Source organism: Sulfitobacter sp. D7, assembly GCF_003611275.1.
GTDB lineage: Bacteria > Pseudomonadota > Alphaproteobacteria > Rhodobacterales > Rhodobacteraceae > Sulfitobacter > Sulfitobacter profundi.
Genome location: NZ_CP020697.1, coordinates 83,375 through 104,922 on the forward strand (window position 1 = coordinate 83,375; position 21,548 = coordinate 104,922).

The following is a 21,548-nucleotide window of genomic DNA, read 5'->3' on the forward strand; positions in this document are numbered from 1 at the left end:
ATCCTCACAGCACTGGCGCTCGATTGCGCGAGATAAATTTGGTATTGAGATAGCCTTCGAAGGTTTCTGTCCCGCCTTCAGTCCCATAGCCGCTGTCTCTTACGCCGCCAAACGGAGTCTCGGGCAGAGCCAGGCCGAACTGGTTGATGCTTACCATACCTGCCTGCAAACCCGCAGCTGCTTTATCTGCACGCTCCAACGAATTGGTAAAGACATAGGACGCCAGCCCGAAGGGTAGCCCGTTGGCCCGCGACAGTCCGTCCTCTATTTCACGAAAAGACGAGACGACAGCAATCGGGCCGAAGGGTTCTTCGCGCATCAAGTCGATGTCGTCGTTGGGCGTATCGACGACTGTCGGGGCATAGAAGTTACCATGATTCCCAACCCTTTTGCCTCCCGTCAACACCCGTGCACCGTTTTCGCGGGCATCCTCGACGAGCTTTTCCATCGCATTCACGCGTCCGCGATGACACAATGGCCCCATCTGTGTGCCCTCGGTTAAACCATCGCCCACCTTTACGCTCTCAAATGCTGAAACTAGCTCGGACAGAAATCGGTCGTAGATGCCTTGTTGTACGTAAAACCGGGTTGGGGCGATGCACACCTGGCCTGCATTGCGCAGCTTGTTGCCCGCCAAGGCGCGCGCCGCGGCCGTGGCATCGGCGTCGTCGAACACCAATACGGGCGCGTGACCGCCGAGTTCCATCGTCGCCCGCTTCATGTGGCGGCCAGCCAATTCTGCCAGATGCTTGCCCACCTCGACCGAACCGGTGAAGGTGATCTTGCGCACCTCGGGGCGCGCAATAAGAGTTTCCGAAATGAAGGCCGCATTACCCCAGACAAGGTTCAGACAGCCTTCGGGCAAGCCTGCATCCAGCAGATAGCGCGCAATTGCCATGCAGCCCGCCGGAGCCTCTGCCGGGGCTTTCAAGATCATCGTGCAACCTGACGCAAGCGCCGCCGCGACCTTGCGTACCGCTTGGCTCAGCGGAAAATTCCAAGGCGTGATGGCAAGGCAGACGCCTATCGGTTCGCGCACGACAAGCTGCTGTACCCCCGGGCTGCGCGATGGAATGATGCGCCCATAAATGCGCCGACATTCCTCGGCGTGCCAGTCGACGTGGTCAGCTGAGGCGCGGACCTCAGCCAAGGCCTCAGCCAGCGGCTTGCCTTCATCGAGAGTGATCCAGCCAGCGATCAGTCTGTCATTTTGGCGCAGCAGGTCGGCAAACCGTCGCAAAATTGCACTTCGTTCCATGGGAGAGCTGTTTTTCCATCGGCGAAAAGCTGATTCGGCCGAGTGAACCGCATGGTCCAGATCTGCGGCGCTAGCCTGCGGAATCTGTCCGATAGTTTGCCCGTTTGCAGGGTTTATGACTGCACGATCCTCCGGCGTGGGAGAAGCGATCCAGTCCCGTCCGATGAGGTGCTGGATGGTCGGATAATTCATTTCTTTCATGGCGTTATGCCCTCGCTCAGTTGTGTCATCCGCAGGATCCGGCACGAAGGGGACCAGATGGACGACTTTAGTTTTCCGCATAGCGGAAAAGTTTACCGCAGTATTGACGCGGACGTTATCGATCGTTTAGATGTGTTTCAAGACGCATAATTCTTCCCGAGGAGGGATGTCGTGAGACCAAGGAAAGACCGCACCAAGGACGCCGAGAGACAGGACCGCGATTTTGTCACGGCGTTGGCGCGCGGCTTGGAGCTGTTGCGGGCCTTTCGGCGGGAAGGGGAAGCTCTGGGGAATGGTGAGTTGGCCGAGCGCACTGGCCTGAGCAGATCGACGGTCTCAAGGCTGGCCTATACACTGAACAAGCTGGAATACCTCAGCTACGATCCGGATACAGCACGCTATCGACTGGCCCCTCCAGTGCTTTCGCTGGGTTTCTCCTGCCTTGCAGGGATTCCGCTGCGGCAACTCGCAAAGCCCTTTATGCAGGAATTAGCCGATTACACAGGTATGCCGGCGGCCATGGCCAGTCGTGACCGACTATCGATGGTCTATCTAGAGCGGTGCAAGGGCACCAACGCCGTCACGCTGGCGATTGAGGTTGGTGCCCATATTAAACTGGCCACTACCGCGGTTGGTCGCGCCTGCATAGCGGCACACGGCCCGGATGAGCAGGCCAGAATTCTGGCCCTTGTGGAGGAACATGAGGGTGACAACTGGCCGAATGTGCAGCCCGGAATCGAAGCAGCTATCGAAGACTACCAACAGTACGGTTATTGCACGTCCTTCACGGAGTGGAAGCGTGATGTGAACGCAGTAGCAGTGCCCTTCGTGCCGACGGACGGCTCACCCATCATTGCCTTCAACTGCGGCGGTCCTTCGCAAACCCTTACGCGCGATTGGATCGAAAGCGACGTCGCGCACCGCCTTGTCGATCTTGTCCGCCGCGTTGCGGCGGTCGCACCCTGAACAATAGAGAGCATAATGGCCCTTGATACAGATACCCTTTCCCAGTTTCTCGACGCGCTCGACCGCTTCGTGAAAGAGCGACTAATCCCTTACGAGGATCGCGTCGCCGATGAAGATGTGATTCCGCCTATGCTGGTCGATGAAATCCGCACGATGGGCCTTTTCGGCATGTCGATCCCGGAGGATTTCGGCGGGCTTGGCTTGTCGATGATAGAGGAAGTGCAAGCCGCTTTCGTTCTTGGCCAGGCTTCGCCTGCGTTCCGGTCGCTAGTTGGCACAAACAACGGGATCGGCTCGCAGGGAATCATCATCGATGGAACCGACGAGCAGAAGGCGAAGTATCTACCAGCTCTCGCCTCCGGAGATATGATCGCATCCTTCGCCCTAACCGAGCCAGATGCTGGTTCGGATGCTGGCGGTCTGCGCACCACTGCGCGGCGTGATGGAAACGATTTCCTACTGAACGGCACGAAGCGCTACATTACCAATGCGCCGCGTGCCGATCTATTCACGGTTTTTGCCCGGACCAGTCCAGAGGTGAAAGGTTCTGCCGGCGTAAGCGCTTTTCTCGTCGAGGCAGGGACGCCGGGCATAACGCTTGGCCAGCCTGACAGGAAGATGGGGCAGAAGGGTTCGCACACATGCGACGTCATCCTTGACAATGTCCGCGTGCCTGCCTCGAACATCATCGGCGGGCCGGACCGTCTGAACAAGGGCTTCAAAACGGCAATGAAAGTCCTTGATCGGGGCCGACTGCATATTTCTGCCGTCTGTGTGGGCGCCGCCGAACGGCTGATCCGTGACAGCCTATCCTATGCGATTGAACGCAAACAATTCGGTGAACCCATCGCTGAAAAGCAACTGATCCAAGCCATGCTGGCTGACAGTCGCGCCGAGGCCTTCGCAGCGCGTTGCATGATCGAAGAAACAGCACGCCGCAAGGACGCTGGTCAGAACGTGTCGACTGATGCTGCCTGCTGCAAGATGTTTGCCAGTGAGATGGTAGGTCGAGTGGCCGATCGCGCAGTGCAAATCCACGGCGGTGCAGGATACATGGCCGAATATGCGGTCGAGCGCTTCTATCGCGATGTGCGTCTCTTCCGCATCTACGAGGGGACAACCCAGATTCAGCAAATACTGATCGCGCGGAATATGATCCGCACTGCAGCAGCTTAACAGGAGCGAAGACAAACTATGGACTTCAATTTCCTTTCCACCCCGAGGATCGTCTGCGAGAGCGGTGGGCTTGGCCGGATCGGCAGCCTGATGCAAGATTTGTCTTGCACCCGTGCGCTGGTCGTGACGGACCCGGGCATATTGGCCTGTGGTTTTGCGGACGAGGCAGCCGCCTCACTTAGGGCTGCTGGCATCGAGGTTGAGATTTTTCATAAAGTCAAAGCGGACCCCCCGATCGCTGTCGTCGAGGCCGCGGTAGAGGTCGCGCGGGCCTTTGGTGCTGACGGAATCATCGGACTTGGCGGCGGCAGTTCACTGGACACTGCCAAGGTCATCGCAGCGGCGGTAGCCAACGATCAACCGATTACGGACATGATCGGGATCAATCAGGTCACCGATAAACGCTTGCCACTGATTCAGGTGCCAACCACGGCAGGGACCGGATCAGAGGTAACATGGGTGTCCGTGCTGACTTCGGAAAGCCACGAAAAAAAAGCGGTATATGCACCGCAGCTTCTGCCTGACGTTGCCTTGCTAGATGCAAAGCTAACATTGGGAATGCCTCGTCACATCACAGCGGCCACGGCGTTAGACGCAATGGTTCACGCCATTGAGGCAGTAACCAGTCGCACCAGAAAGAATCCCATTTCCGATGGAATGGCGGACAAAGCGCTGGTGCTTCTCGGTCAGAACTTACCAATCGTCATGGAAACGCCTTCGGACCTGTCAGCGCGAGAGGCCATGCTGTTGGGGGCGACACTGGCTGGGATGGCCTTCATTAATGCCAGCGTGGGGGCGATTCATGCCTTGTCATACCCACTGGGAACAGGTTTCAAGGTTCCTCACGGGCACGCAAACGCTCTGGTCGCAGGACCAGTGATGAGGTTCAACATGCCCGTTGCAGAAGCTGAATATGCTCGTCTATCGCGGTTACTACTGCCCTCGCGGCCTTTTAACTCTGATGCGGCTGCGGCCCATGGCCTGATCGACGAGATGGAACGGATGCTAGTCGAAAGCGGACTTGAGTCTCGACTTTCTGGTGTCGGAGTGACCGAGGCAGCCATTCCCGGAATGGCTAATGAGGTCGTGACCGGTATCACGCGATTGCTGGAGACCAACCCGCGCGACATGACAGCCGAAGATGTGTCGCGCCTCTATCAGGAGGCGCTTTGATGGCTGGCTCATTGGACGGGATCAAGGTGGTCGACCTCAGCCGCGTGCTGGGCGGGCCTTACTGCACCCAAATGCTTGCGGATCATGGCGCTGAGGTCATCAAGGTGGAGCCGCCTCTGGGCGACGAGACCCGCAGTTGGGGCCCGCCTTTCAATGATGAACTCAGCGCCTATTTCTCTGGCGCCAACCGCAACAAGCGGTCCATCGCTATCGATCTGCAGCAACCGGAAGGGCGCGACCTGATATTGCGGTTTCTTCAGGATGCAGATGTTTTAGTTCACAATTTTAAGTCTGGTACTCTTGAAAAATGGGGGCTTGGTTATGATGATGTTCTCAGGGCACGTTTTCCTAGACTGGTACTCTGCCACGTGACTGGATTTGGTTCCGATGGCCCACTTGGCGGTTTTCCCGGCTATGACGCCGTGGTACAAGCTATGACGGGCCTCATGAGCATCAACGGCAATCCCTCCGAAGGCCCGACACGCATGGGTACGCCCATCGTGGACATCGGCACCGGTCTGATCGCCTGTAACGCTATTCTCGCCGCACTTTTGGAACGGGGCCGGTCCGGATTGGGCCAAGCCATCGAAGTGCCGCTATATGATTGCGCGATCAGCATGATGCATCCCCAAGCGGCTAATTCCCTCATGTCCGGACAGATACCAATGGCGACCGGCAATGGGCATCCAAATATCGTACCATACGACATGTTCGAAACAAGTAATGGCAAACTCTATCTGGCTATCGGTAACAATGGTCAGTTCGCAAAACTCTGTGACGTGCTTGGCCTACCTGAGGTGCCCTGCGATCCACGATTTGCCGACAATGCCGCGCGTCTTGCGCATCGGTCAGAGATGACAGAGGTCTTGTCAGAGTGCCTGGTGCAACATGACGCCTTCAAACTTGAGCCGGTGCTTTTGAAAGCTGGGATTCCCGCCGGAGTCGTTCGGAATGTGAATGAAGCGTTGGAGCATCCACACACCCGACATCGCGGCATGGTGGTATCAGTTGGTACCTACCGCGGCACCGGCGTGCCAGCACGCTTGTCGCGTACCCCCGGAGCGGTTCGCGCGGCACCGCCTCGCTTCGGGCAGCATAGTAGGCAGTTGCTTAGCGAGGCTGGACTGACAGAAGCTGAAATCGATAGATTGACTCAAGCGGATATCGTTCGAGAAGAACCGCGGATGCGCGAGACGACCTAAGCCGAAATTTCAGCTCAAGCGGACGATCGTGAAAAAGTTCAGGGAGGCCAAGATGGAAAGACTGCTCATATCACCGGACCGGATACCCGAATGGATTCCCGGCACGACTACGTTGGACAGTTCCGGGTGCAACTGGAACGGCATTACCCTGAAGGGCTATCGTTATGAGCGACAAGACGCGGCAATTCCCCCCATGCGCGACTATATGATTGTTGCATATGATGGCGCGCCAACCACTATGCGCCGCACGAGTGGCGGCCCATGGCAAAGCGCGCGCGTAGAGAAAGGTAGGATTTCCTTGCTCACGCGTGCAGAGGAATCCACTTGGAGTTGGTCCGAGCCTATCACGGTTAGACACGTCTATCTCAATCACAGCGAACTCGAAAACACGGCCCTTTCGGTCTTTGATCGTGACCCGAAGTCCATTGAGATCAATGATTGGCTATCTGCGAAGGACCCCTGTATCCTGAACTGCATCCAATTGCTAGAGAATGAGCTAAAGAACGGTGGAATCGGCCAGAGATTGATCATCGACGCCCTGCGCAGCCAGATCGCCGTTCACCTTCTGCGTAAGTACGCCAAGGTCTCTTTGACCAGCGACGCAAACTCGAACTTCAGCCCTGCTCAAAGGCAGAGAATCATCGATCTCGTTGAAAGCTGCTTAGGTGAAAACCTCAGTCTGGAAGACATGGCCGCATCTATCGGTTTCAGCCAGTTTCACTTTTCGCGTCAGTTCAAGGCGGAGTTTGGGTTGGCACCGTATGCATATGTTTTGCGCAAGCGAATATCGAAGGCCCAGGAGATGCTGAGAAAGGGTAATGCCCCCCTGAAAGTGGTCGCGCTTGACTGCGGTTTTGCAGATCAGAGTCATTTTAGTCGAACTTTTCGAAAAATGACAGGCGCGACCCCCGCCGAATTCCGGCGCATGGCATAATGACCGGAAAACTATTCCTTCCTATCGCTGTCACGCACCAGAGACAAAGAAATGTTGAGCCCGTAACGCTGCAATGAATGTACCAGAAACAGAATTTAAACCACGATTTGCCTTCGAACGCAGGATTTTCTTTGGCGACTGTGACCAGCTGGGAATCGCCTTTACTGGCCGGATTACGAATTTCGCGCTGGAAGCGATCGAGACTTTCTGGGACGATTTGCTTTCAGGCCGGGGCTGGCTTTTTCTACTCACGGAAAGAAACACGGCCATGCCTTTTGTCTCTATGGACCTACAATTCCATGCGCCGGTGAAAGCAGGCGCGAACCTAGCATGCGAGGTCTATGTGGTCCATGTCGGGGAAAGTTCAGTTGGTCTAAAAGTTGTCGGCCGTCAGCATGACTTGATTTGCTTCGAATGCGAAACGAAGTCAGTTTTCCGAGATGCTTCAACATTTGGTAAAGTCAAAATTGAAAGCTCAATTCGGCAGATTTTGCTCGCGGAAGTGGGTTCGGAAAATCAAACAGTGAGCTAGGCCTGTAGGCTTTGGAGACAGCAAAGCCTGTGCAAAACGATCTCATGTAAGGGAACACAAGAAAAAGCCAGAGAAAGGGAAGCCCGGGTGCCGGGCTTGAAAGGATAGAGAGAGGCTCTTCCGGGTCCGGCGTGACAAGGACCCTGACCATGGCCAAGACCACAACCCGCCCGAAACCCGCCACTGCGAAGAAAACCGAAGCCACTGAGTTGTCCGTGCCTGGCGGCGGGACCGACATCCGGATGATCCCGCTCGACCAGTTGGAGCCGAGCCCGCTCAACGTTCGAAAAGTTGCGGCCAGCGCCAGCGACGATGCTGAGCTCCTCGTCAGTATCCGCGAGACCGGAATTAAACAGAATCTGGTGGTTCATGCGCTGTCAGAGACACGTTTTGCAGTCGATGCCGGCGGTCGTCGCCTCAAGGCGCTGAAGCAGCTCGCTGAGGACAGCGTCATCCCCGCCGATCACCCCGTGCCCTGCCTCGTCGATGATAAGCGCAACGCCATCCTTACTTCTGCAACTGAAAACCTCCAGCGCGCGGCGATGCACCCCGCCGACCAGTTCGAGGCTTTTGAGGCGATGATCGCCGAGGGCCGCAGCGAAGACGAGATCGCGCTCAAATTCGGCGTCTCCGTCGACCTGGTGCGCCGCCGCCTCAAACTCGCCCGTGTCGCGCCCGAGATCATCGAGCAGTTCCGCGCGGGTGATCTGACCCTTGAATGCGTGATGGCTTTCACACTGACCGACGACCATGATCGCCAGCTGGCGGTCTGGAACGCAGTGAAGGGCGGCTATCACATCCATCCGCAAAGCATCAAACGCCATCTTACCGAGACCGCCCATTCGGCGAACTCGGCCATCGGGCGCTTTGTCGGCATTGAGGCCTATGAGGCGGCGGGTGGTGTTCTGCTGCGCGATCTCTTCGACGACCGCGCCAGCGCCCATATGGAGAACCCCGAACTCCTAGAGCGTCTCGCCATCGAAAAGCTGCAGGCTGCGGCGAAAACCTTCGAGGGAACGTGGAAATGGGTCGAGGTGCATCTCTCGGTGGATTACGGCGCGTTTCGCAGCTTCGGGCGGGTCTATCCGCAGGACATCGACCCCGATCCGGACCTGCTCACCGAAGAAGAACGTCTCATTGCGCGCGAGGAAGAACTGGCGGCGAAGAATGACGGCGAGGACTGGACGGACGCGGAGACGGAAGAATATTATGCCATCGAGCCGCGCCTGCGCGAGATCGAGGCCCTGCAACGCGAACGGCAGCCTTACGCGGACGAAGATCGTGCCATCGCGGGCGTGGTTCTGACCATCGGTCATGACGGCGCGCTGCGTGTCGAGAAAGGCCTCGTGCGGCCAGAAGATATCCCCGCTGCGGTCGTCCCGAGCGAAAATAGTGCTGACGCGGGTGATGCCCCGTCTCCTGTCCGCCCGAACGTGACGCCGCCAACCTCCTCGACACCGGTGCCCACCTCCGACCCGGCCGCGACCTTGCGCAAGGCGAACGGGATTTCGGCGAGCCTCGCCGACGATCTGCGCGCGACGCGTCAGCATATCCTTCGGGCGCATCTGGCGGCGGATTTCGAGGTGGCGTTCGATGCGATGCTCTACGCGCTCTGCGAGCAGGCTCTGGGGCGGTCCTACAACAACGAGGCGCTCGATATCTCGATCCGGCCCTTCCAGGCGCAGAACCGCGAGGTGCTGCATTCGGATACTGTTGCCCAGAAGATGCTCGAGGCGCTGGAGCAGGGCCTCGCCACCGACTGGATTACGCTGGAGAAGCCCGAAAACTTCCGGGCGATGTCGGCGCTGCCCATTGCCGCCAAGCAGGCGCTTTTCGCCTGGGCGACGGGTCTGGCAGTCAAGCCGCAGCTTTCCTCCGACAATCGCCCCTCCCCGATCATCGAGGAGATCGGCGCGCGTCTTGACGTCGATGTGGCGGCCTGCTGGCGCCCGACTGCTCAGAATTACTGGGGTCGGGTCAACAAGGGGCATGCGGTCGCTACCGCGCGCAAGCTCATTGGCGACGATTACGCCGAAGATCGCAATCGCGAGCGTAAGGGCGATATCGCGGCCGCGATGGAGCGGGCCTTCGCGGAAACGGCCGGCGAGACGGAAGGGTTCGACGCCGCAACGGTTGTCAGGACGACGCGCTGGCTGCCCGACGGGATGGTGTTTGCCGGTGCGGCGGAGGCTGTTGCCGACATGGCAGGCGAAGCGCCGGAGACCGAGGAGGGGGATGTGTCCGCCGAAGATTCTCTGAGCGACGCCGAGAGCGATGAACCGTCGTCCTTGCCCGCCTTCCTCAGCGAGGATGCGGCTTGACGAGCCGCACGCTGACCTGATCACGACATGAGCCTTGGGCCGTCCTCACATCGAGGGCGGCCCTTTCCGGCTGACGGGTTACCAACAGCCGATATCGGATCGGCGGGCCCGTCCCGGAGATATCCCATGACCACCACACTTGACCTCGATCCCGTTAAGGAAGCCGCACTCGTCGCTTCGCAGAATGACGCCTTTCGTCGCTCTATCCTTGGCAATATCCTCGTCACCGATGCCCCGCAGGGCCAGTTCGTGATGACCCGTGGCGTTGCAGCGCTTGGGCCCGATGCCCAGCTTGCTCTCACCCGCAGCGTGGCTTCATTTGACGCGTTCAACGCTGACAGCGACCCGCAAGGATGGCACGAGATGGGCGTCATCGACCTCGACGGCACGAAGGTCTGGTTCAAGATCGACCTGTACGACGTCGACTACACCTATGGCTCGCCTGAGCCCTCCGATCCTGATCAGACGCGCCGGGTCCTGACCCTGCTTCTGCCGTCGGAATACTGACGCCCCTTTTTCACCGACATCGCCACGGATCGCCCTTGCACAAAGGGCGGTCCTTTCGGGCTGGCGGGTTCCAAGGGGCGCGATGATCGTGTCCGGCCTGCCGCAGGAGACCAGAGATGGCCAAGACACTCGACTACCAGATCACCCTCTATCCCGCACATCGCGATGGCGCCTTCGTCGTCACCCAGTTCCAGATGCTGGCGAACTACCCCGAAAAGCGCATCGAGGCCGCGGGCATGGATGATCTGATCGACCAAGTGACGCAGTTCGCGATGGAGCACGGCGAGAGCTGCAGCGCCTCGGTGCGCTGCCTCGCTCCGCGCAAACCGCCGGGGTTCAAGCGCGCGACCGAGAATTTGTATTTCAACCTGGTTGACCGGACGGCTGAGAAACGCGGCGACGCTGCGGCCTGAAGCCCCCCAAAGGAAACCTCCGGGGCGCGGCCTGCAAGACGGTCGCCCTCACCCTCCCTCAATTCCAAAGGACCGAAGATATGACACAAGCAAATGATTTCTACGCGCAGATGCTCGAAGCCCAGAGACGGGCAGCCGAACAGCGGGTCGAGACCCGCGCAGCCCTTCTCACCGAACTGCGCGGCCTCGGCGTGACCGGCCTCGACGTGCAATATGAAGGCTATGGCGATTCCGGCAATGTCGAGGAGGTCGTCGTGACGCCTGACACGATTACCCTGACAGAAGAGCTGCGGCGACGGGTCGAAGATTTCGGCTGGGACTTTGCCTATGCGCTGAGCCCTGGCTTCGAAAACAACGAGGGCGGCTATGGCGAATTGACCTGGGCGCTCGAGACGGACAAGATCGATGTCAGCCACTCGAACCGCTTCATCGAGACCGACACCACAGAACATGAGGGGCTCTGACATGGCACATCCTCTCCACCACGCCGAAAGCTCGGCCCGTAGATTTGGCGGTGTTCCAGATGATTACCAACATGTGCATGACTGGTTTGACTCATCTAAAGAGCACCTAGGTCTCTTTGTTCACAGAGCCCAAAAACATCATACGGTCGGGATCTATGATGCCGAGCGGGTGTTCGGTCGCAGCCTGATCAACAGCGCGGGCCGGGTCGTTCCGATCCGCTGGATCGGCGAGCAGCATGTGCGCGAAGACTGCCAGGGGCGTATCCCGTCACTGGCTGACTGGCTCGGACGCATACAACCCGAACCGTGGATGGCCAATGGCCGGATCGACAACGACCCGACGCAGATCGGCAGCGATCCGCGTGCGGCCTGGGTCCAGGCGGTTGCGGGTCACCAGACCATTCTTGGCTTTGAGGATTGGCTTCTCAAGGTCTCTGTCGAGCACGTCCAGCATCGCCAGAATCGCGCCGCCGCCTGATCCGCCGGGCGGCAAACTCACCAACCATCTGATCCCATCCAGATCGACCCGCCTGCGCCACAACCGGCTTGGCGGGTCGATTGCGTTTCGAGAAAGGACATGGACATGCAAGATCCCGTCTACGAGGAGGTCCACCAGGGCCACACGATCAAGATCTACCACGACCCCGACGCTGAGGACCCACGAGAGTGGTGCAACCTCGGTACGCTGATCTGCTGGCACCGCCGCTATCGGCTGGGTGACAGCCATCAGTACGACAGCCCTGAGGCGTTCCTGCGCGATCTTGCGGGCGTCTCGGATCAGAGCGATCTCTCGATGGATCGTCTGCGGGACCGCGCCGAGCGGAAGGCAATCATTCTGCCTGTGTTTCTCTATGACCATTCCGGTCTCGCGATGAACACCGTCGGGTTCCACTGCCCGTGGGATTCTGGGCAGGTCGGTTACGTCTACGTGACGCTCGAAGCGGTCCGAAAGGAATTCGGTGTAAAACGCGTGACCAAGGCCCTGCGCGAACAGGCTGTAGACATCTTACGTGGTGAGACCGCCGACTACGATTCTTACCTTGGTGGGCGTGTCTATGGTTACATCGTCGAACAGGGTGGCGAGGAGATCGACGCTTGCTGGGGGTTTGTTGGCGCCTATGAGACGCATTGTTTGCCGGAGGCGCGGAATGCCGTTCCTCGGTCCGATCCCCATGCGCCACCCGCGACCGGTGCATTGACCGCATATCCATAGAATAACTCGCCGCCACACACCGGAACTATGGGCAGCACCCGATCGCGGACATGCATTGCTGCATTGCAGAAAAGTCATAGCCCGCCCATTGTGCGACTGCAGCATTGCTCCTATGTTCGCTCTTGTGATCGGTTCTCTCCTCCTCCCTGAGCCGATCCGGAATAATCGGCGGCATCCACCTCCTCCCGGATGTCGCCTTTTTATTTGCAGATCCCCATTCTGAGCTCTTGCGATTTCTCCTCGTTGACCATTCGGTCCCCGAGCTTGCTGTGTGTCGGGTCCGTTTCGCTGGAGGTGCCCAAAATGCAGGCACGGCCGTGTCCCAGCAGCCTGGCATGGGTTTGCGCGACAACGCCCACAGCGTCATCCCCAGATTTTGTGGATAAGTTTTCGCTGCCAAGACTTCAGTTTTCGAGGCCATGAAAGAGTGAGAGACAGGGCGGGAGGGGTGACCCCTCCCGGGTGAGAGAGTGCACGCGGGGCTCGGGGCCAACCCTCAACCCCGGAGATTGCCGATGAACGCTCACCCCCATTCCGTCCAACTTGCAACCGAGCCCGAAGCCCCTGCCCTGCCGGATGCCCCACGCTTCGCCCAAAACCTGATGCAGGCTGCGAAAATCCTCGTCCCCGTTTTCGAGGCAGGCAGGTCCATCGACGCCGCCGCACTTCGCGCCGCGATGGAAGATGCTTGCGGTGCCAGTGACACAAGTGGTGCCTGGGTCTGGAAAGACGCCTATGAGGCGGCCGAGGTCGCCCAAATCCTTATACTCTCGCGCTACGGCGCGCTGATGCAGCGTCAGGCACTGTCGCCGCAGGCCTTCCTCACCATGATCGAACGTTTCACGGCTCTGGCCCCGTCTCACACGCGCCGCTCCGAAGACAGTATCCGTCTGCAACAGTTTTCCACGCCTTTGCCCCTCGCGGCCATCGTCGCGCAGGCCGCCGGGTTTCGGGACGACGACCTGATGCTCGAGCCGTCGACGGGCACGGGCATGCTGGCCATCTTTGCAAAGATCGCTGGTGCACGGTTGGCGCTGAATGAACTTGCCGACACGCGCCGCGCCCTACTGGGGCAGTTGTTCCCCGATGCCGCCGTATCTGACCACGATGCTGCCTCGATCGACGATCGTCTTGATCGCTCGATCACGCCCTCGGTCGTGGTGATGAACCCGCCGTTTTCCGCTGCCAACCATGTCGAGGGCCGGTTTAGGCAAGCGACCAGTCAGCATGTGCTTTCCGCCCTGGCACGCCTCGCGCCTGGTGGGCGGCTTGTCGTCATCACCGGCGAAAGCTTCCGTCCCTCTTTGAAATCCTTCCAGTCGACATTTCAGCGGATCGGCCAGAGCGCCGATGTCGTGTTTTCGGCCCCCATCGACGGCAAGGTCTTCGCACGGCATGGCACCACGATCGACACGCGGTTGACGGTAATCGATAAGCGCGCGGCTGGTGCTGAAGAGACCGCACCGGCTGATATTGACGCCGCCTATCATCCGATCTGCGCGACCACGAGTGATCTTCTCTCCGTAGTACTCGCCCATTGCCCGGAACGCCGCAGCCCCCCGCCCTGCCCCACCACATCGGCCCTTTCGGTCCCGTCTCAGCCGACCCGCACCAACCTCCACGCCCTGCGCAACGCAGCACGCAAAGAAACCCGTGCGCTCGCCGAGGAACGCGCGAAGCATCCGTTCGACGACATCGAGACGGCCCCGCTCGACTACTTGCCAAAAGCCTGGAGCGAACCCTATGGCACGTTGCAGGACACGGTCTACGAGGTCTATGACCTGCAGGCGATCCGGATCGACGGCGCGGCGGAGCATCCGACAGCACTTGTGCAATCCGCCGCCATGGCCTCGGTGCCGCCGCCCGTGCCGAGCTACCGCCCCGTTCTGCCGAAGACCCTCGTTCGAGACGGTCTCCTCTCTGCGCCGCAGCTCGAAAGCGTGATCTACGCGGGCAATGCACACGAGACGCATCTCAAAGGCTTGTTCAAGCGTGGCGAGATCGAAGGCCAACTGATTGCAGCGGCTGAGGGTGACGAAGGCGCCTTCCGCCTGCGCAAGGGCTGGTTCCTCGGTGATGGCACTGGATGCGGTAAAGGGCGACAGGTCGCGGGTATCATTCTCGACAACTGGCTGCAGGGGCGTCGCCGCTCGGTCTGGGTCTCGAAGAGCGACAAGCTCATCGAGGATGCGCGACGCGACTGGATGGCGCTCGGCGGGCGTGAAAGCGATATCGTGCCGCTCTCAAAATTCCGCCAAGGCAGCGACATACGCCTGCCCGAGGGCATCCTCTTCGTTACCTACGCCACGCTGCGCTCGGCTGAACGTGAGGGCAAGGCTGCCCGCCTCGAGCAAGTGACCTCCTGGCTCGGCGAGGGGTTCGACGGGGTCATCGCTTTTGATGAAAGCCACGCCATGGCCAATGCCGCCGGCGAAAAGTCCGACCGCGGCGACAAAAAGGCCTCTCAACAAGGCCTTGCGGGCCTCGCGCTGCAAAACGCCGTGCCCGACGCCCGCGTACTCTATGTCTCGGCCACCGGGGCGACGGTCGTTGGCAATCTTGCCTATGCTTCGCGCCTCGGTCTCTGGGGCACGGGAGATTTCCCCTTCGTGACGCGGGCAGAATTTGTCGCCGCGATGGAGGCCGGGGGCATCGCCGCCATGGAGATGATTTCCCGCGACCTGAAGGCGCTTGGGCTCTATCTCGCGCGGTCCCTCTCCTATGCCGGGGTCGAATACGAGATGCTGGTCCATGAGCTGACGCCCGCCCAGGTCGCGATCTACGACAGCTACGCTGATGCCTACCAGATCATCCACACCAACCTTGAGGCTGCCCTACAAGCCTCTGGCATTTCGTCTGAGACAGGCACCTTGAACCCTCAGGCCAAATCCGCCGCACGCTCGGCGTTTGAGAGCAACAAGCAGCGCTTCTTCAACCACCTCATCACCGCCATGAAATGCCCCTCGCTGATCCGCGCCATCGAGGCGGACCTGGCGGCGGGACATTCGGCGGTGATCCAGGTGGTGTCGACCAGCGAGGCGGTGATGGAACGGCGTCTCGAAGAGATCCCGCCTTCGGAGTGGGATGATCTGCAGGTCGATTTTACGCCGCGCGAGAACATCATGGACTACCTGATGCATTCCTTCCCGACGCGGCTCTTCGAGCCTTACACCGACGAGAGCGGGGATCTGCGCTCGCGCCCGGCCGTCGATGGCGATGGCAATCACATCATTTGCCGCGAGGCGGAGCGGCGGCGGGACGAGCTTGTCGAGCATCTCGGTGCCCTCGCCCCAGTACAGGGTGCTCTCGACCAGATCCTTTGGCATTTCGGAGGGGAGGCTGTGGCCGAGGTCACGGGGCGCAAACGGCGCATCGTGAAGACGCGGGAGGGGCGGCTCAAGGTCGAGAAGCGTCCCGCTTCCTCCAACCTCGGAGAAACCCAGGCCTTCATGGATGATGCCAAGCGCATCCTGATCTTCTCCGATGCCGGTGGCACCGGGCGCAGCTATCATGCCGATCTCGGGGCCAAGAACCAGCGCCTGCGGGTGCATTACCTCCTTGAGCCCGGCTGGAAGGCCGACAATGCGATCCAGGGGCTCGGGCGCACCAACCGCACCAATCAGGCGCTGCCGCCGCTGTTTCGACCCGTCGCAACAGACGTGAAGGGTGAGAAACGGTTCCTCTCCACCATCGCGCGCCGCCTCGACACGCTCGGGGCGATCACCAAGGGGCAGCGCGAAACCGGCGGCCAGAACATGTTCCGCGCCGAGGACAATCTTGAGAGCCCCTACGCACGCGCGGCGCTGCGACAGTTCTTCTACAAGCTGCGGGCGGGCAAGATCGACGCCTGCTCATATGCCAGGTTCCAGGAGATGACCGGGCTGACACTCGATGAGGCGGATGGCACGATGAAAGAGAATCTGCCGCCTATCCAGCAGTTCCTGAACCGCTGTCTGGCACTGCGGATCGACATGCAGGACGCGATCTTCGAGGCTTTCGGCGGGTTACTTTCGGCCATCATCGAGGACGCACGGCAGGCTGGCACGCTGGACGTCGGGCTAGAGACCCTGCGCGCCGAAAAATTCGAGATCGTCGACCGCAAGGTGATCTTCGAACATGAGGCGACGGGGGCGACGGCCACCGCCCTGACCGTTGAGCGTACGGATCGAAACGATCCGCTCACCCTGTCCCGCGTGAAAGCCATCTGCGCTGATAACAAAGGCGCGACGCTCTATTGGAACAAGACCTCCAAACGCGCGGCCCTGATGGTGAAGGCGCCGGCCTTCATGGATGAGGATGGCGTACCGATCCTGCGGGTGAAACTGCTACGGCCCATGGCGACCGAGATCCTCGCCCTCACCGAGTTCTCGAAATCGCACTGGGAAGAGATAGACGATGCGATGTTCGAACAGCTCTGGCAGGCTGAGGTCGACGCGGTGCCGCAGTTCACCACATCGAAGATCACGCTGATCTGCGGCCTCCTCCTGCCGATCTGGGACCGGCTTCCTGCCGACAACATGCGCATTTACCGCCTGCAGGCCGAGGACGGGGAGCGCGCTATCGGCCGTCTCGTCAGTCAGGAGCAGCTCCTGAATGTCTATTCACGCCTTGGTCTCGATTGTCAGATCGAGATGTCGCCGCAGGAAGTGCTCAGCGCGGTGATGGAAGCCAGGACGACCCTGAACCTCCTCGGCGGCTACCAGTTGCGCCGGTCGTTGGTCATGGGACAGCCGAGACTTGAGCTGATCGGCGCGTCGGGCGCGGCCCTGCCCCGTCTGAAAGCGATGGGTTGTTTTGCCGAGGTGATCCAGTGGAAGACTCGGGTGTTCATCCCAGTGGATGGCACTGACGTGCTGGCGCGGGTTCTGGCTGAGCACCCGGTGGGTGCCAGCGCAGCGGATGTCGCCGCATGAGCGCGCGGCGCAGCATCGCAGACCTCTCGGCCGCTCTGGCAGACCGTGCCGAGAGTTTCTGCCGCCAGTATTTCCCCGAGGGTCGTAAGCAGGGCAATTATTGGCAGGTCGGCGACACGTCCGGTGCAAAGGGCCAAAGCCTCGCCATCCGTCTGCAAGCTCAAGGTGAGCGCAAGGCCGGATCCTGGCAAGATTTCGCGACGGGTGAATATGGCGATCTCATCGACCTGCTGCAGGAACGGCTTGGGTCGGTCACGCTCAAGGAGACGCTGAGGGAGGCCCGGTCCTTTCTCGGCGAGGCCCCCTGCCCTGCCGCACCTCGAGACACCCAAAGGGCTGAGCGCCCTGATGCAGCCTCCGCCAAACGCATCGCGCGGGCGCGGAAGCTCTTTGCCGCTGGCAAGCCGGTGCTTGGCACCCCGGCCGCCACCTATCTGCAGGGGCGCGGCATCACACGGCTTGGACCTGCCCTGCGCTATCACCCTCGAGTCTTCCTGCGGCAGGGCGAGGACGATCCCGATCAGCCGCGAAGGGCCCCTGCCCTGCTCGCAAAGATCACCGACAAACGGGGCCAGATCACCGGATGCGCGCGGGTCTATCTCGACCCGTCTACCGACGGGTTGGCCACGATCGAGAGACCCAAACGGATCCTTGGGCAGCTGCACGGCCATGCCATCCGCTTCTGGGCCGGCGCGGGTCGCTCGGATCTCATCGTCGGCGAAGGGCTCGAAAACACCCTCTCAATCGGAACGGCTCTCCCGGAGTTCGACCTCGCCTCCTGTCTCACCGCCACCCATCTCGGCCTCTTCATTCCATCGCCGGGGATTCAGCGCATCTGGATCGCGCGGGACAATGACGATGCCGGACGCAATGCATCCATAAGATTGCGTAACCAACTGGAATATCGAGGAATTTCCTGCGGTTATCTCGTCCCTGAACTGGGCGATTTCAACGATGATCTGCGGACATTTGGCAGAGATGCGCTGCGCCGGTCTCTGTTAGGGGCCATGAAGGCAAACGGTCTGGAGATCGAGGACGGATGAGCGCCAGTCTCCCCGGTGATGCCGGACAGGGCAAAGGTTCCGCGGGTTCGATCTGATCCCGTTTGGATAAGGGGAGCGATGGACCGGCGGGTCGGGGCAGAGTGCCCCTCGCCCGGGCAGCAATGCCCCCCGAACCAGAAAATTCCCCTGCCCCTTCGGGCCATTCCTCGCGGGAGCAATTTTCCGGCCTTGGGCGCATTCTCCGCTGCGCTCCGATCCTGACGGATGCGGCCCGGTCGCCGCCGGTCCTGATATCGCCCCATCCAAATCGGGTCAGATCAAACAGAGGAACCAGACAATGCCCCATCAGACAGACATCCAAGAGGAGACCGGCGTGACCTCCGGCATCCTCGACCACCTGGCACTTCACGGCGCAACACCGGGACCCGGCGAGACCGATCACCGCCCCCTGCCCCAGCCCGACGAAGTCGAACTCGCCATGGCGACCCTCTTTGACACCACCATCGGCCTCCTCACTGGCAGCCAGTTGGAAGACAATCTCGAAGAGATGCTCTGGTCCCTCACCTCGATCTTCCATCGTCGGCTCACCCATATCCAGAAGCTTCTCGACGACAACGAATTCGAGGTCAGGGAAAGCTTGGGGCTACAGGACGGCTCCGAGGTCGCCTCGGTCGAACTCGAGCGCCTCCAGATGATCGGGCTCAAGCTCTGGGACCATCGCGACGCCTTCGAGCAGATGCGCGATCTGGCCGTAGACCACTTCTCGGCCGCCACCGGTTCGCCCTGGCTCCCCCGCACCGGATCCAAGGTCTCACATCGCGGCCTCACCTCCGCCGTGGTGGACAGCCGGGCCTATCTCTCGGCCAAGCGTCGCAAGGAGACCGAGGTGCACTGCCCCGAAGGCACGCGGATCGCTTTCTCAGGCGGGGACTATCAGGCTTACGATCTGATATGGTCCGTCCTCGATGCCACCCATGCGAAATACCCCGACATGGTGCTGCTGCATGGTGGCACGCCCAAAGGCGCCGAGATGATCGCGGCCCGCTGGGCAGATACCCGTGGGATCACCCAGGTGGTCTTCAAGCCCGACTGGAAGAGCCACGGCAAGGCCGCCCCCTTCAAGCGCAACGACAAGATGCTCGAAACCATGCCACAGGGTCTGATTGCCACGCCCGGTTCGGGCATCACCGAGAACATCGTCGACAAGGCCCGCAAGCTCGGAATCCGCATCAAGAGGATCGGGGCTTAGGCCCCGGTTCACGCCCCGCGCAAGAGGTCCTGTACGACGGAAGGCTTCTTGGCGATCAATGCCAGCAGAACCTGTGCTGGGCCTGTCGGGTGCCGGCGCCCGTGTTCCCAGTTCAGGAGCGTACCTTTCGCGACGCCAATGCTCTTCGCAAACTCGGCCTGGGACAGGCCCGTCCGTTGCCGGACTTCGGCGACATCGACCTCCGCCACGGAAACTTCATGCACTTTGGCGTCGGCCAAATCGCCATTCGCGAAGGCCAGAGCCTCTTCGAGGCCCTTGGATACGGTTTCAAATGCACTCATGTTGCGTCTCCATATTTCGCGACAAGCGCCTTGCTCATCTCTACCGCAGCAGCTTGTTCGGTCTTTGACAGGTTGGCTTTCTCATTCTTGGCGAAGACCGTGATCAGAAAGATCGGCATATGGGTCCCGCCAAAGACATACACCGTCCTGAAGCCGCCACTCTTGCCGCTCCCCTCTCTCGGGATGCGGACTTTGCGTAATCCGCCGCCAAGAGAGACGCCCGCTTCCGGATTGGCGGCAATGAAGTTGATCGCCGCCTCACGCTCCTGGTCCGACATGATTGCCTTGGCGCGCCTTTGGAATTCGGGCAGTTCGACCACTGTCTGCAATCGCGTCATCGTCAGTTCCATATAGGTTTTGGCGGCGTATGTGTCAATGACGTATAGTATGCGCACTGGAAGGGCAAGTTGGCAACTGATGCTAGAGCTAGGCAGTATGCTCTGTCCGTTGGTACCGGCGGCCCTTGACCAAATATCTTGTCGCATTTTCTGACCGAACCAACCAGACGGGCTGTCATTTAGGGCTATTGGATGGTTGCGGTGTCTCGTGGCGACCCGGCCTTTCGTTCCACGCTCTGTTCGCGTCGAGCACTCCTCCGCATCTTGGGCGCTTCAGCGAAGACTATCGGCACGTTAGTGATCCTGGGGATGCGACTTTGACGTCTGGACGATGTCTCATCTTCTGTGAGTTAGTAAGAAGCCAAGATTCTGGTGGCAACTCCCTCGGCTGTTCACCCAGTTTCCTTCGCGGCCACCGCACTTCTCCCGATGTCTGAGTTGCATGACATGCTGGTCGCAGCTGTCGTCCCGTCCACAAAGGTTGTCGCCGATCTTTTTCCCCTGACCCACCAAAGAACAGGGGTGGGCCAATCCTCGCGCGGCAAAAAGATCGGCGCCTGCCCCTCTCCGCTGCGCTTCGCCTTCGGTGTGGCCGGGCCTTGGCCAGCTGCAAGTTGACCATCATTGCAACGCAAACAAGGAGAAGAGCAATGACCACGAACTGCATCAAATTCACCAGCGCCGACATCGAAACCGCCAAAGGCGTCGGCTCCATCTCGACCCTGACCTTCGACCTCGACATCACGGTCGAACCCGTCGCGAGCTCGAACCCGATGGCCCCCACGCACCGCGTCCTCGGCCGCTCCCCGCGCGGCAAGCTGGTCGAATGCGGCGGCATCTGGAAGAAGCAGAACAAGGAGACCGGCGCAGACTACTACACGCTGACCATCCGCGACCACGGCTTCAACGCCAACCTCGGCAAGGCGGCAAGCCAGGACGATCTGTCCCTGCAGGCGATCATCCCCTGGGGCCCCAAAGACGCCGCGTGACGCAAAGAATCGGCTGGGGCAACCCAGCCGATTCTCGTTGTCTCCTATGGCACTGACACGATTTATTATGTGTTGGAGTGGCATGGGCGATGTGTTTGACGGAACCAAGTGACCACGGTTCAGATGTAGAACTTTTCTGATGCAGCTCGCTGCGTGGCTGTCGTGTTTGCGGATCCGCTAGGCGTTTCGACGCTTCAAGCCATGTGCCGTTTGACAGCCGTGCAGTTACATAAATGTATTTTAAAACAGTAGGTTAAAGTATTTTTACCGCGCCGTTCGAGTTGAGTGCTGCGCAGAAGGCCGCACCGTTGGTTCCATATGTTGGGCCGCCTTTTTCGCCGCTCACTATAGCTTGTCGCCGCATCTAGACTCGATCGTGCTGCGGGAGTGCAT

19 protein-coding genes are annotated in these 21,548 nt (G+C 60.1%); 16 read left to right on the plus strand and 3 right to left on the minus strand.

What is annotated here, in order from left to right; genetic code table 11:
* Positions 1-4: 4 nt before the first annotated feature.
* Positions 5-1,459, minus strand: coding sequence for an NAD-dependent succinate-semialdehyde dehydrogenase (locus B5M07_RS18435; RefSeq protein ID WP_224769585.1), 1,455 nt, complete (start codon positions 1,457-1,459; stop codon positions 5-7).
* Between the two features lie 171 nt (positions 1,460-1,630).
* On the opposite strand from B5M07_RS18435, the gene B5M07_RS18440 reads away from it, so the two are divergent.
* The 15 genes from B5M07_RS18440 (at position 1,631) to B5M07_RS18510 (ending at position 19,526) form a co-directional block, all read left to right on the plus strand.
* A complete protein-coding gene (locus tag B5M07_RS18440; protein WP_037930983.1) occupies positions 1,631-2,425 on the plus strand; it encodes an IclR family transcriptional regulator in 795 nt (264 codons plus the stop codon).
* Between the two features lie 15 nt (positions 2,426-2,440).
* Positions 2,441-3,601, plus strand: coding sequence for an acyl-CoA dehydrogenase family protein (locus tag B5M07_RS18445; RefSeq protein ID WP_037930980.1), 1,161 nt, complete (start codon positions 2,441-2,443; stop codon positions 3,599-3,601).
* Between the two features lie 18 nt (positions 3,602-3,619).
* The gene (locus tag B5M07_RS18450; protein WP_037930977.1) at positions 3,620-4,774 is read left to right on the plus strand and encodes an iron-containing alcohol dehydrogenase; all 1,155 of its coding nucleotides are present in this window, start codon (positions 3,620-3,622) and stop codon (positions 4,772-4,774) included.
* Positions 4,774-5,976 carry a CaiB/BaiF CoA transferase family protein gene (locus tag B5M07_RS18455; RefSeq protein WP_037930974.1) on the plus strand — a complete coding sequence of 401 codons (1,203 nt, stop codon included), beginning with the start codon at positions 4,774-4,776 and terminating at the stop codon, positions 5,974-5,976. The genes B5M07_RS18450 and B5M07_RS18455 overlap by 1 nt, the downstream gene beginning before the upstream one ends.
* 52 nt (positions 5,977-6,028) lie before the next feature.
* The gene (locus B5M07_RS18460; RefSeq protein ID WP_254694020.1) at positions 6,029-6,910 is read left to right on the plus strand and encodes a helix-turn-helix domain-containing protein; all 882 of its coding nucleotides are present in this window, start codon (positions 6,029-6,031) and stop codon (positions 6,908-6,910) included.
* 73 nt (positions 6,911-6,983) lie between these two features.
* On the plus strand, positions 6,984-7,442 hold the full coding sequence (locus B5M07_RS18465) for an acyl-CoA thioesterase (protein ID WP_007120589.1): 459 nt from the start codon (positions 6,984-6,986) through the stop codon (positions 7,440-7,442).
* A gap of 149 nt (positions 7,443-7,591) precedes the next feature.
* Positions 7,592-9,763 carry a ParB/RepB/Spo0J family partition protein gene (locus B5M07_RS18470; RefSeq protein ID WP_009804227.1) on the plus strand — a complete coding sequence of 724 codons (2,172 nt, stop codon included), beginning with the start codon at positions 7,592-7,594 and terminating at the stop codon, positions 9,761-9,763.
* A 126-nt stretch (positions 9,764-9,889) separates the two neighbouring features.
* A complete protein-coding gene (locus tag B5M07_RS18475) occupies positions 9,890-10,270 on the plus strand; it encodes a DUF3768 domain-containing protein (RefSeq protein ID WP_009804228.1) in 381 nt (126 codons plus the stop codon).
* 116 nt (positions 10,271-10,386) lie between these two features.
* Complete coding sequence (locus B5M07_RS18480; RefSeq protein ID WP_009804229.1) at positions 10,387-10,683, plus strand: hypothetical protein; 297 nt, start codon at positions 10,387-10,389, stop codon at positions 10,681-10,683.
* Positions 10,684-10,763: 80 nt separating this feature from the next.
* Entirely contained in the window at positions 10,764-11,147 is a 384-nt protein-coding gene (locus tag B5M07_RS18485) for a DUF6878 family protein (RefSeq protein ID WP_009804230.1), read from the plus strand.
* Between the two features lies 1 nt (position 11,148).
* Positions 11,149-11,625, plus strand: coding sequence for a DUF6915 family protein (locus tag B5M07_RS18490; protein WP_037930962.1), 477 nt, complete (start codon positions 11,149-11,151; stop codon positions 11,623-11,625).
* 105 nt (positions 11,626-11,730) lie between these two features.
* Positions 11,731-12,360 (plus strand): hypothetical protein, encoded by a 630-nt coding sequence (locus B5M07_RS18495; RefSeq protein WP_037931030.1) that lies wholly within the window; start codon positions 11,731-11,733, stop codon positions 12,358-12,360.
* Positions 12,361-12,875: 515 nt separating this feature from the next.
* A complete protein-coding gene (locus tag B5M07_RS18500) occupies positions 12,876-17,273 on the plus strand; it encodes a strawberry notch-like NTP hydrolase domain-containing protein (protein WP_037930959.1) in 4,398 nt (1,465 codons plus the stop codon).
* Positions 17,270-18,316 (plus strand): DUF7146 domain-containing protein, encoded by a 1,047-nt coding sequence (locus tag B5M07_RS18505; protein ID WP_064225045.1) that lies wholly within the window; start codon positions 17,270-17,272, stop codon positions 18,314-18,316. The genes B5M07_RS18500 and B5M07_RS18505 overlap by 4 nt, the downstream gene beginning before the upstream one ends.
* Before the next feature lie 298 nt (positions 18,317-18,614).
* On the plus strand, positions 18,615-19,526 hold the full coding sequence (locus B5M07_RS18510) for a DUF2493 domain-containing protein (RefSeq protein WP_064225044.1): 912 nt from the start codon (positions 18,615-18,617) through the stop codon (positions 19,524-19,526).
* 8 nt (positions 19,527-19,534) lie between these two features.
* Here the strand turns inward: B5M07_RS18510 and B5M07_RS18515 are convergent, their stop codons facing one another.
* Positions 19,535-19,828, minus strand: coding sequence for a helix-turn-helix domain-containing protein (locus B5M07_RS18515; protein WP_064225043.1), 294 nt, complete (start codon positions 19,826-19,828; stop codon positions 19,535-19,537).
* Entirely contained in the window at positions 19,825-20,166 is a 342-nt protein-coding gene (locus B5M07_RS18520; RefSeq protein ID WP_064225051.1) for a type II toxin-antitoxin system RelE/ParE family toxin, read from the minus strand. The genes B5M07_RS18515 and B5M07_RS18520 overlap by 4 nt, the downstream gene beginning before the upstream one ends.
* 650 nt (positions 20,167-20,816) lie before the next feature.
* On the opposite strand from B5M07_RS18520, the gene B5M07_RS18530 reads away from it, so the two are divergent.
* Complete coding sequence (locus tag B5M07_RS18530) at positions 20,817-21,155, plus strand: DUF736 domain-containing protein (RefSeq protein ID WP_065331090.1); 339 nt, start codon at positions 20,817-20,819, stop codon at positions 21,153-21,155.
* Positions 21,156-21,548 lie beyond the last annotated feature (393 nt).